This window comes from Photobacterium sp. GB-1 (genome assembly GCF_003026165.1).
In the GTDB taxonomy this organism is placed as follows: Bacteria; Pseudomonadota; Gammaproteobacteria; order Enterobacterales; family Vibrionaceae; genus Photobacterium.
Genome location: NZ_PYOB01000002.1, coordinates 325,555 through 337,873, shown reverse-complemented (window position 1 = coordinate 337,873; position 12,319 = coordinate 325,555). Strand labels below are relative to the sequence as shown.

The following is a 12,319-nucleotide window of genomic DNA, read 5'->3' as shown; positions in this document are numbered from 1 at the left end:
GAGTGTTAATAATGAAGTCTTACCCACTTTTCTTTTATGTTTGTTTATATTTTATATTAACGGGATGCACGACAAGTCGTCATCAACAGCTTTCTGAGTTAGGTTTTACACGCCCTTATCTTGATGGTTATCAAGATGGGTGTCACAGCAGAAAGCTTGATGAAATGATGCATAGAGAGGGGTTTAGACGTGATCCTGAACGAATGGCAAAGCAAGGTAAGTATTTTAATGGTTGGCAAGATGGATTTAACCATTGTTATAGTGATGCAAGGGATGATTACCACTGATAAATAAAAAGCAGCGATTAATTAACGCTGCTTTTTATTTTTAGTTTACGATAAATAATTACTTGTCATTATCTTGATTACGGTTCGGTTCATAGAAACGTTTTAATTCATTCATGACCTGCATTAGTGTTGAAAGCTTTGGTTTGCCTTCGTCTTCTAATTGGTAATTTTTATCGTAGACATTGTAATTACCATATTTATCAACCACGGTTGTTTGTTTATTTTGAACAACGACAATATCAGAATCATCTCCAGCTAATAACCAACGACGAGTATTATTGTTATCAAATAAACTCACACCTGAACTGTAATTTGAGCTCGCTGAAGCGACATTAAGTAATGATTCCATCAGTGTCGGTACCAGATCTAAATTACTGGTTAAGCGTGTCACTTCTTGCGCAGAATGATCTGGCCAGTGAATGATAAGCGGTACTTTTATTTGGTATTGGCTGTAGTTACTGCCAGAGCCCCAAGTGTTGTTACCTGTCTCATTAAATTCAGTGCCGTGGTTAGAGGCAATCACCACGATGGTATTTGCCATATCACCTTTTGCTTCTAACTGAGCAAACACTCGTCCGAGCATTTCATCAATATGATACGCCGCATTACGGTAACTATTTTTGAGCAGCAATGTGGAATCGACCCCTTTTTCATTAATGGCATTGCTGCCTAATGACGGAGTGAAGCGAGGTTTATAATGTTCACCTTCTTTAAACTGTTGAACAGAGGTCAATTCAAGGAAGCTAAACCATGGTTGATTTTGTTTTTGTTTATTTAACCAATGATCCCAATCTTTTATTGCATGAGAATCACTTTCAATGTCATGAGAGTGTCGTGAATCTGTTACTGCCAGTTTAGCATTGGCAAAAATAGCTTCACGATAAATCGGTAAATCAAAATTCTCGCCACTGAATAAACCAAAATGATAACCGCGTTCTTGAAGAGTATTGAGTAATACCGGTGATTTTTTCTCAGCGCGAATACTATTGATATAGCCACTTGGTAAGCCATATAGCAGGCCAAATACGCCAGTCGAATTGCTATTACTTGAACTGTAGTTATTGGTGAAATTCAGATTGTTTTGAGCAAATGCCGTTAAGTTAGGCATAACCGTTGATGTCAACATATCACTGCGTAGACTATCAACCATAATGATCAGAAGATTTTGGTCTGTGCCTTGATCATTAAAACTTAACTTACTGATCGGATAGCGAACAAATTCACTGTTTTGCACGCCTTGCTCTGCACGACGTTTAGCATATTCTTGTCGATCTAATAAACCATGCTTTTCCATGAAGGTTTTTGCCGTCATCGGATAAGAAAATGGGAAATTAGAACGTTGCATCGTAACGGGACGGTATAAATTTGCATCCGCCCAGATGTAAATGAGATGGCTACCTAGAAAGCAAACCCCAAAAACAAGTGCGATAGGACCGCCAACATGTTTGCGGGTTAGCTTTCTAAGTTTGCGCCATACCCACTCTGAGCACATTAGCTCAAAGAGGAAGATGACTGGAACAACGACAAATAGATATTGCCAGCTGGCATTTAATTCTGTCTTATCGCCACTTAACAATAAATCCCATACCAATGGGCTTAAATGTAAATCTACTGTTTGATAAGCATAGGTATCAAGCAATAGGGCGGTTAAACCAACGGTGCTGACTAATACCCCAAATAAACGCATTAAACGTTGCGAGGGGATCAAAAAGCTTGCTGGAAATATAATGAGAATATAAATGCCAAAAACAAGAAAACCGAAATGACCAACCCAACTTAATAAAAGGTAAAGTTGCCCGATCAGCGTTGCTGGCCAGTCTGAATGTGTAATATATCGCGTACCCAATAGCATGGCTGCGATGATATTAAAGAAACTGAACCAATGTCCCCAGCTAATTAGCTGTGAGACTTTCTCTTTGTAGGTATTTCCGCTGGCGACCATAAATGTCAATTCTTCTCAGTCTTCAATGCAAGTTTAATATGACTATTAAACTTAGTCTTTTTTAATTGAGGTCTGCAGAGCTTTAGCAAATTTTTCTGCAATCACTGCGCGTTGAGCAGCTGGCACATTCGCGTTAATAATATTGGTTGCAATATCACCAACAACCATCAGTGCTAATTCTGGTGATGTTTTATGTTTTTCAAGTACATCGAACATGTCATCAATGATTTGTTCAACTTGTTTAGTGCTGTATTTTGAAGTAATTGGCATAAGAAATCTTGTTTAATGTTTACATAAGCGACTTATGATAACCTAGAGTTCACTTTTCTTGAAAACCTTTTCATTATGAGCCTAACACTTTCTAATGTCATTCTTCATCAATTGACAAAAAACGACCAAGATGAACTAGAAATACATCTAAGAAATCAGACTCTTGAGAACGATGCATCGACTGAAGATCTCGTGGCTGAACTCCATCGCATTTACAGCAGTAAGGGGGCGAAAGGTTTTGCACTTTTTGCTCAAGACAGTGAGTTTTCTCATTGGCTGAAGCAATTCCGTCAAGGCGAATTAGATTTCTTAACGTTTTCAGATATGGCGGTTAAGCGTTTACAAACAGAATTGGCTAAATATCCTTTTGCTGAAGCAGGTACGGTTGTGATGGCGGAATACCAGTCATTAGCAACAGATTACCTGTTTATTGGTATGTTACCGACCTGTCACAGTATGAAAGTAACTGAGCAATTAAGTATTAGTGCGACTGACTACCTTGATATTGCCAAAATGGATATTGTTGCGCGTATTGATCTGTCTTCATGGGAAACCGACCCTGAATCTAAGCGTTACTTAACGTTCGCGAAAGGGCGTGTGGGGCGAAAAATTGCAGACTTTTTCTTAGACTTTATGCAAGCAGATGTTGGTTTAGATGTGAAAGAGCAAAACCAAGTGCTGATGCAAGCTGTGGAAGATTTCTGTGCTGATTCACGTTTAGATAAAGAAGAAAAACAGCAATACCGTAAGCAGGTTTATGATTACTGTAATAGCCAACTGCAAGCGGGTGATGAAGTCGCGGTAAAAGAACTTGCAGGTGAATTACCGACCTCAGACGACGGTACAAACTTTTATGAATTCACGTCAAAGCAAGGTTATGAGTTAGAAGAAAGCTTTCCTGCCGATCGCACAGCAATGCGTAAACTTACGAAATTTGTTGGCTCTGGCGGTGGTATGACGCTTAATTTCGACAGTATGTTGTTGGGTGAGCGTATTTTCTATGATCCAGAAACAGATACGTTAACCATTAAAGGCACACCGCCGAATTTAAAAGATCAGCTATTACGTCGTTTAAACTCGGATAATTAATCTTTATAAGCGATATCGGCCATACCATTCTCTTTTTCGTTGAAAGTATGGCCGATGTTGAACATGTTACTCTGTTCTCTATTTACTTATCGTAATACTCAAAAACACGTCTTAATCTCTTCTCACGTTTGATTATTTTCTTTAGCCTCAGCATGGTATTGAAGCGTCAAAATTATGGCGTTTTGTTTTTATATAACTCGTTCTATAAAAAAGCAATTTGCAGTAGATCTCTAAATTCGGATAAATGTTAATTATTTTTATTGTTTCATTTAACAATTTGTAAAATTTAGCTATATTTTATTAATATTTTTATCAGGAGTTTATGGATGAAACTTACGATATCAAGGAAGTTACAACTGAGCTTTGCCTTATTGGCATTGCTTTTTATTGTTTCTTCGGTATTTACCTATCGCAATATATCGACGGTTGAACAATATGCATCTTCTTTGCTGACTTCTGATATACCGACCGTCGATACGAGCCGAGGTATACAGCAATCGGTACAAGCATCGCTATCTTCTATCCGTGCTTATATGTTATTGGGAGGTGATGATCAGCATAGCCAACAATTGAATAAGGATGTTCACAAGACGATTGCTTCTATTGATGAGTCTTTGCCAACGCTTCAAACGTTGATTTCAGCACAAAAGTTCAACACCATTCAAGAACAATGGCAATCTGTTAAAAAATCATTGAATCAATTGCTTGTTTTAAGCCATAGCCGTGAAAATTTACCCGCCCATAACCTTTTCATTAATGAAGCGGCACCTATTGCTGAGGTCGCATTAGATCAGATCCAAAGTTTGATTAATGAAGAGTCCAGTAACCCGTTTGGCGGTGAGAGAAAAAGACTCTTTAAGGTTTATGCTGACAGTTATGTATCACTAGCAAATGCATTGGCTTCACTTCGCGATTTTTTGTTATACGGACAACAAGAGTACTTAGATAAGTATCGAGATCTCATTGAGTCACATAAAAAATCAGTGGCTGAAATTGATAAAAAGTTAGATCGATTAACGGAAGAGCATGCATCCTTATGGGCGCTTTTTAAAGAGATGCAGCAACTTTACTTTCCTTTAGCGGAGAATGTAATAGCCCTTCGCCTTTCACCAGAATGGAATAAATCAAATCAACTCATGGCAAATGAGCTGTTACCTTCAGCCGTAGCCCTTGAGCAGAGTTTAGAAACGGTAGTGCAAGCACAGCAACAACGTGCAGATCAAAGCGGGCAAGGAATTAATCAATCAATTCAAAATGTACTAACGACTATGTGTATTGCCATTGTATTAATTGTTAGTTCGGCAATTGCTATCTCAAAGTATATGGGAAATACCATTGGTCGCCGTATTTCATTACTGTCTGAGAGAGCAAAGACGATTGCTTTTGGTGATGTATCTCAACCTCCTCTTAAAGTCGTTGGGAATGATGAGTTGGCCGTTTTAACTGAGTCAATAAATAGAATGAATGCTTCACTGTCAGAAATTGTTTCTGGTGTTACTGATAAAGCTCAACAAGTTGATGTAAGCATGGAAGAGTTGCTGACTTCTGCACATGTCACATCATCGAATGTGGTGCACCAACAAGCGAGCATTGAGCAGATGGGAAGCCAACTAGAAGAAATCGCTTCTGCCACAGACAATACGTTAGAACAGGTTACGTTATCGGTACAAAAGTTGTCAGATTCCAAAGGAGAAATTGAGTTAGGGCGTGATGCACTTGAGCAAAATAAAATTACAATGGAAACCTTGCACAACAATATTGCTACGGCGAGCACTCAGGTAACGCGATTAAGTAAAGAAAGTGAAGCGATTGGCCGGGTGACGGAAGTGATTGAAGGCTTAGCTGAGCAGACGAATTTACTCGCACTTAATGCCGCTATTGAAGCTGCAAGAGCTGGAGATCAAGGCAGAGGTTTTGCTGTGGTAGCAGACGAAGTTCGAATGTTAGCAACCAGAACAACCCAATCGACGACAGAGATTAACGATATCATTAATGCGATTCGACACTCTACACACGCTGTGGTTGAAGAAATTGATAGTAGCCAATCTCTTGCCGATCAAGGCGCGGAACATATTGAAAAAGCAGTGTCACGTTTACTCTCTACGACAACAAAAATTAGCCAATTAAATGGTCAAATGGAAGAGCTTGCCGCAGCCGCAGAGCAGCAATCACATGCAACAAATTCAATTACCGTACTCATGGCAGATATTACTGATTCTGTAAATCAGGTATCCAATCATAGTCAAAGTGCAGCAGAAACGTCTTCTAAGGTAAAAGAACAAGTTACTGAACTTAATCATCAAATGGCAACATTTGTCACCCACTAAGTCGCTGATGATGATAACTGATTTAACAAGACTATCTTTATGATGGTCTTGTTAGTTCTTCTTTACTGATTGAAATTGAACAAGTAAATCGCTTAGCTCATTTAAAGCTAATGACGCTGCATCACTAAACGCTAACGCCTTACCATGATGGACCAAGCAAGACGGCATCCTAGCGTTATAAGCTGCTTGCAAGTCATAAAAATAATCACCAACGTAAAGTATTTCATTACTCATCAGTCCCCAATCCTTTGCTAATGATTCTAAAGAGGCTGGATTGGGTTTCGGTGGAAAACATTCGCGGGTAATTACACGTTCAACACTGATTTGATTCTGAATGAGTTTTCTGTGGGTTGCAGCCAAGCAGTTTCTGGTAATGATTGCTGTTTTAATCTTATTTGTTTGTAAATATATCAGTAGTTCATGGCAGCCAATCATGGGAAAAGAGCTTTCTGCATCAGAAAGCTCATGTTCAAAAACAATATTATTGGCATGCATCTTTTGATCAGCGTTAAGCGTTTCAATATAACTTAATAAATCGATATCTTGAGGACAGCCTAGTTGTTTGCGTAACTGAGAAAAGTTTATGTTTGAAGTAACCAAGGTGTTATCTAAATCAAAAATAACAGCTTTGATTGTTTTTAAATCGAGAGAAAATGGAATCATAGAATCCTCAACAATATTGATTAGCAACAAAGGTGATAAATGATTAAGAGGTATTACTTTAAGCTATGTACTTTTCCGTCAACAGACATAAAAATTGGAGTATAACTCCAGTTTAAGTATTTATGAAAATGCGTAGAAGGTCATTTTCACATTCAGTTCTTTTTTTGAACAATGTATTAAAGTATGTCTTTTAATCAATTTTTTGGCTCGTATTTCGATATTTGCTTATAAATTTACGATTTCTTGAAAAAATTGATCTTTATCATTGGATCTTTATGGCCCCAGTGGATAATAACGCCACTATGATAGTTCAAAACAATCATTCAGTTCGATCGCAACGTGAACTGAACGCAGTGAAAGCGATGATTCGCCTATATTGTAAAACGTTGCACCGTGGGGCAATTATTTGTCCTGAATGTGAAAGTCTTATCGAGTATGTTGAGGAGCGCGTAACAGGTTGTCGACTAGGTGATGATAAGCCAAGTTGTTCGCATTGTATTGGGCATTGCTACCAATCTGCCAAACGATTACAAATGATCCATGTGTTACGTTGGACATTTCCACGTTACTTATGGCGTCATCCAATTAGGGCTATACAATTTAAATTAGACAATTTACATAGTGCCCAGATATCAGCAGGAAAGGCCGAGATATTCACAAAAACGGGCTAAATCAGGAGTGGTTTAGCAAAGAAAACTTGAACGGGTTGTGTTGTTCTCTACGGGTGGAGTTAGCTACATCCAAAGAGAACAAAAGGCTGCATTGATGCAGCCTTTTGTTGTTTTTACGCTGCTAACTTTTCTAAAATACGTTGTAATAAACGGATACGCGGCTCAATTGAAGTGAGATCTAGCCATTCATCAGCACTGTGGAAACCTGCACCAATAGGACCTAGACCATCTAATGTTGGAACACCTAACACTGCAGTTAGGTTTGCATCAGATCCACCACCGACGGCTTGCCATGTAATATCAATACCCAAGTCTTTACCGATCGCTTCAACTTGTGCCATTAATCGCTCTGTTTGTGGGCTTGGCACCATCGATGGTTTATGCGCTTCACGCTCTGCAATAACTGTGATGTTCGGAGTAAAAGGAGTATCACACAGTGCACGAATTTTCTGATCTGCGGCTGCATACTCATCGTTGTCCCAGAAACGTACATCAACAATCGCTTCAGCAAAATCAGCCACAATATTGGCACCAGCTCCCCCTTTAACTACACCCACATTAAAAGTAGTACCAGAAACGAAATTGGTTAGCTCATTGATCGCAATGATCCAGTGTGCCATCTCACTGATTGCACTACGGCCATTTTCAGGTTCATTTCCTGCATGTGCTGCTTTACCATGGAAGCTTAAGCGATAGCGTGCCATACCTTTACAGGCTTTAACTAAAGAGCCGTCAGCGCGAGCCGCTTCAGCGACGAAAACATGCTTTGCATTAACGGCGACACTTTTAAGCCATGCTTCAGAATGTAATGAGCCAATTTCTTCATCTGGGTTCATGCATACACAGATAGAAAGTTTATCTAAGATCTGCTGATCTAAACCACGTAGTGCGTAAACAATATTTAATAACCCTGATTTCATATCAGAAACCCCGGGGCCATAAGCTTTTGTTTCATCGGTTGTCATTGGGCGAGCAGCTGCTGTACCAACAGGAAATACGGTATCCATGTGGCCGATCAGCATGGCATCAATATGGTCGGCTTCAGGTTTGTTACGAATTTCTAGGCCAGTTCCTGCAATACCACAATCGACACGTTTAATGTGCCATCCCAGATCTTGGTATTTTTTTGCCATGGTCTCAGCAATAGCATTAATACCGTCAACGGTTAGCGTACCGCAGTCAATATTGATTAAAGGACGAAGTTCTTCTAAGTAAGCATCAAGAGAAAAAGACATATAAAGCTCCAAATAAGGGCTGTGTAATGATCAAAAGGTGAAGAATAAAAGCAAATATGCAGCGCTATTATGAAAAGTTCATGCTATGAAAAGGCTTGCCGTGAAAGGGCCCACGGCAAGTTAAATATTCACACTAAGATATTCATCACAAACATAGCAGCGAAGGCATTTAGCACCGAAATTGCAATCATAACTGGGATATAACGACCTTCAGTACCAATAGGCCCCATGATACGTCCCATGTATTGAACTTGTGAACCCATGAGGTAGATAGCAGGCGCCATAATGACAAGATCTAAATCCGTTACGTCACGATGCGCTATTAAGGAAAAGGTATGAGTATGTACCTGTTTATGCACGGTTTTAGTGAATAAAGACAATGACTACACGCAGCGAGGGGAACTCGAGGTTATTATTGATTTTTTTGTAACGGAAGGAAGGGTTGAACGACGAAATGAGTAATAGGTATAGAAACAAATAAGCCCCATTATATTGGCTAATATAATGGGGCTTATTCTTTATGCTTAATAAATATTATGAAGTTAACTGTTTAACAGCAAGTGCTTCTTCTTCATCATCTTGTGCTAATTGGGCTTCTGATGCTGGTGGACAGCGATCCACAAACCACCCCATGAATGAACAGACAATGGTTACGATAATACAAACGAAGCTTAACCACATAAATGGTGCGTATGAGAACGTAGCAACACCTAAAATGCTTGCCATATAAATACCGTTATCACTCCACGGCACCATACCTGAGGTCAACGTACCACCAAACTCAGCGTTACGAGAAAGGTTCTTACGTTGGTAGCCTAGACGGTCGTAATTTTTTGCACAAATTTTAGGTGTAAGGATCAGCGAAACATACATCGCAGAACCAAATACGTTACCTAGAAAAGCAGTAGCAATAGTGGAAACGGATAGGCTACCTGCGGAATTTACGCGTTTTTCAAAAAGACGGGCAATAGTTTGCAGTACACCGACCTTATCTAATAGACCACCAAAACCAAGACCGAAGATGATCACGGCGACTGAGCCAAGCATTGACGACATACCACCACGGTTTAGGATCGCATCAATAAACTCAACACCAGAGCTAATAGAAAATGGTGCCCATGCAGTATTAAAGGCAACTAAAGGATCCATACCTTGGATCATCACTGCCCAAATAATACCCAATAGAGAACCTAGTGTAATAACAGGGAATGATGGTAAGCGTAAAGCCAGTAACACCAAGACAATAGCCACAGGAATAAAAGACAATGGTGAGATAACAAATTGCTTATCCATTGCTTGAATCACTGAATCAACTTGCGTCATATCTACATTGCCTGAGTAGTGGTAACCCACAACAGTAAATAGAATGGCCGTGATCACGTAACTGATCAGTGAGATAGGCAGCATACCTTTGATATGTTCCATGATTTCAACGTTAGACATAGAAGATGCCAAGATCACAGAATCTGATAGTGGTGACATTTTATCGCCGAAGTAACAGCCAGAAAGAACAGCACCAGCAGTCATAGGAGCGGGAATACCTAAACCTTGGCCAATCCCCATCATAGCGATACCTGCCGTACCTGCTGCACCCCAAGAAGTACCGGTTGCTAACGCTGTTAATGAACAAATGATCATTGTTGCTAACAAGAAAATGGATGGGTGGATGGCTTTTAGACCGTAGTAAATAATGGTTGGAACAATACCACCTGCAATCCAAGTACCCACAAGCGCACCAACCGCAAGCAGAATTAATACGGCACCGAGACCATTAGCAATACCTTTTGTGGCGGCTTTTTCTAATGATTTGTAATCATGGCCTAGTTTTATACCTAACCCAATGATAATGAACCAGCCGATGTAGAGTGCTAGTTGAATAGGTAAATTTAACTTAGCGGTAAATGAGAATGCTAGTGCAAGGAAAATACCGAGAGCAACAAGAACTTGCATCAACGAGGGTAGTTTCACGACAGTCTGTTTTTCCATACTTCTAACCTTGTTTATCGTACCTGTAAATGAGCTGCTAGCCCAAAGTCAGTAATGAATATTTCTATACTGGTTAATAAATCACATGCATCACAGCTTGTAACAAACTTCGGCTACTGTAGCAGCTAGCCTTAAAACCGCGATAAATAATGTTTCTATATGTGACCTGAGTCTTTTGCTTTAAAAGATGAGCAAAAGTGCTGCTTTTTTTGTGTTTGTTTTGTTAAATAATGGTTTTTATTTTGTGTTTGTATATTGGTTTTATTATTCTGGTTATTTATTTCAAAACATAAAGATAATGTTTAAATTAGTTTAAAAAACCAAAATACACTCAGTTTATAAATAATATATCCAATAAAGTTAGGTTAGAGAGATTATCAGGATAGTCGGGGGTTTTCAAAGATATGTATTTAATTGAATTATATGGTCTTGAATGTTTAATTTCATATTTAGAGTTAAAAACATACATTAAGTACTGGTTTTTAAGCCTTTTTGCTGTTTTATTCTTCTTTGCTGTTGCATTTTTGAACTTATAAAAATAACTAATACCAGTAATAAGAAATTCAAATATCGATAAATTAACAAAGATTGTTACTCTTTTTTGCGATAGTATTTTGAAGTGGATATTAAAATTATGCTTGTTTTTAAGCCTTTAAATCTCTATAGATGGAAACAGCAGCCGTTAAATTACGACAGGGAGTGTAGTAGCAAATGATGAAAGTAGGTTTAGTTGGTTGGCGTGGTATGGTCGGTTCTGTACTGATGCAACGTATGGTCGAAGAGGGTGATTTTAAACTAATTGACCCTGTATTCTATTCAACCTCTCAGATTGGTATTCCAGCGCCTAATTTAGGTAAAGATGCAGGCATGCTGCAAGATGCCTTTGATTTAGAAAGCTTAAAAAAACTTGATGCCATTATTACCTGTCAAGGTGGTGGCTACACTGAAAAAGTGTACCCAGCGTTACGTCAAGCAGGCTGGAAAGGTTACTGGATTGATGCGGCATCAACATTACGTATGAAGCCAGAATCAATTATTACACTTGATCCTGTTAACTTTGATCAAATTCAGCAAGGTATTCACAATGGTACCAATACGTATGTTGGTGGTAACTGTACAGTTAGCTTAATGCTGATGGCTGTCGGTGGCCTATATAAGGCAGGACTTGTTGAGTGGATGACGTCACAAACATATCAAGCAGCTTCTGGTGCGGGTGCTAAGAACATGCGTGAGTTGATCAGCCAAATGGGTGTGATTAACGATTCAGTGACAAGCGAGCTCGCGAATCCATCAACATCGATTCTTGATATTGACCGTAAAGTGGCAGATACCTTACGTTCAAGCGATTTCCCATCACAAGAGTTTGGTGCGCCATTAGCCGGTTCTTTGATCCCTTGGATCGATGTGAAGCGTGAAAATGGTCAAAGCAAAGAAGAATGGAAAGCGTCTGTTGAAACGAACAAAATTCTTGGTTTAGAGGATTCTCCAATCCCAATTGATGGTACTTGTGTACGTATTGGTGCGATGCGCTGTCACAGCCAAGCACTAACATTAAAGCTGAAGAAAAATGTACCGCTAGATGAAATCGAAGAAATGATTGCATCACATAATGATTGGGTAAAAGTTATCCCGAATGATCGTGATGTAACAGTGCAAGAGTTAAGCCCTGCTAAAGTAACGGGTACACTATCGGTACCGGTTGGTCGTCTTCGTAAACTTGCGATGGGTGATGATTACCTGAACGCCTTTACTGTTGGTGATCAGCTACTATGGGGTGCTGCTGAGCCACTTCGTCGTACACTGCGTATTATCCTTTCTGAAAAAGCATAATATTCGTTAGTTGAAAATA

Annotated in this window: 11 protein-coding genes; 5 read left to right on the top strand and 6 right to left on the bottom strand. The window is 39.2% G+C overall.

The window, feature by feature from the left end; genetic code table 11:
* Positions 1–11 precede the first annotated feature (11 nt).
* Positions 12–287, top strand: coding sequence for a hypothetical protein (locus tag C9J45_RS04100; RefSeq protein ID WP_107206127.1), 276 nt, complete (start codon positions 12–14; stop codon positions 285–287).
* Between the two features lie 58 nt (positions 288–345).
* On the opposite strand, the gene C9J45_RS04095 is transcribed toward C9J45_RS04100, so the two are convergent.
* The gene (locus C9J45_RS04095; protein ID WP_107206128.1) at positions 346–2,229 is read right to left on the bottom strand and encodes a DUF3413 domain-containing protein; all 1,884 of its coding nucleotides are present in this window, start codon (positions 2,227–2,229) and stop codon (positions 346–348) included.
* A 51-nt stretch (positions 2,230–2,280) separates the two neighbouring features.
* A complete protein-coding gene (locus C9J45_RS04090; RefSeq protein ID WP_045083319.1) occupies positions 2,281–2,499 on the bottom strand; it encodes a YejL family protein in 219 nt (72 codons plus the stop codon).
* A gap of 75 nt (positions 2,500–2,574) precedes the next feature.
* Here C9J45_RS04090 and yejK point away from each other — a divergent pair, with 75 nt between their 5' ends.
* Together yejK and C9J45_RS04080 are read left to right on the top strand one after the other, a co-directional pair.
* Positions 2,575–3,588 carry a nucleoid-associated protein YejK gene (yejK, locus tag C9J45_RS04085; protein WP_107206129.1) on the top strand — a complete coding sequence of 338 codons (1,014 nt, stop codon included), beginning with the start codon at positions 2,575–2,577 and terminating at the stop codon, positions 3,586–3,588.
* 326 nt (positions 3,589–3,914) lie between these two features.
* Positions 3,915–5,915: a methyl-accepting chemotaxis protein gene (locus tag C9J45_RS04080; protein ID WP_107292173.1), complete on the top strand. Its 2,001-nt coding sequence runs from the start codon at positions 3,915–3,917 to the stop codon at positions 5,913–5,915.
* A 51-nt stretch (positions 5,916–5,966) separates the two neighbouring features.
* Here C9J45_RS04080 and C9J45_RS04075 read toward each other — a convergent pair whose 3' ends face one another.
* The gene (locus C9J45_RS04075; RefSeq protein WP_107206131.1) at positions 5,967–6,578 is read right to left on the bottom strand and encodes an HAD family hydrolase; all 612 of its coding nucleotides are present in this window, start codon (positions 6,576–6,578) and stop codon (positions 5,967–5,969) included.
* Between the two features lie 302 nt (positions 6,579–6,880).
* Between C9J45_RS04075 and C9J45_RS04070 the strand changes: the two genes are divergently transcribed.
* Positions 6,881–7,249, top strand: coding sequence for a nitrous oxide-stimulated promoter family protein (locus C9J45_RS04070; RefSeq protein ID WP_107206467.1), 369 nt, complete (start codon positions 6,881–6,883; stop codon positions 7,247–7,249).
* Between the two features lie 113 nt (positions 7,250–7,362).
* Here the strand turns inward: C9J45_RS04070 and C9J45_RS04065 are convergent, their stop codons facing one another.
* The 3 genes from C9J45_RS04065 to nhaC form a co-directional block, all read right to left on the bottom strand.
* Entirely contained in the window at positions 7,363–8,484 is a 1,122-nt protein-coding gene (locus C9J45_RS04065; protein ID WP_107292172.1) for a M20 family metallopeptidase, read from the bottom strand.
* Positions 8,485–8,612: 128 nt separating this feature from the next.
* On the bottom strand, positions 8,613–8,864 hold the full coding sequence (locus C9J45_RS04060) for a hypothetical protein (RefSeq protein WP_107245871.1): 252 nt from the start codon (positions 8,862–8,864) through the stop codon (positions 8,613–8,615).
* A 154-nt stretch (positions 8,865–9,018) separates the two neighbouring features.
* Complete coding sequence (gene nhaC, locus C9J45_RS04055; RefSeq protein WP_107206133.1) at positions 9,019–10,470, bottom strand: Na+/H+ antiporter NhaC; 1,452 nt, start codon at positions 10,468–10,470, stop codon at positions 9,019–9,021.
* A 711-nt stretch (positions 10,471–11,181) separates the two neighbouring features.
* On the opposite strand from nhaC, the gene asd reads away from it, so the two are divergent.
* Positions 11,182–12,300 (top strand): aspartate-semialdehyde dehydrogenase, encoded by a 1,119-nt coding sequence (asd, locus tag C9J45_RS04050; protein ID WP_158259666.1) that lies wholly within the window; start codon positions 11,182–11,184, stop codon positions 12,298–12,300.
* Positions 12,301–12,319 lie beyond the last annotated feature (19 nt).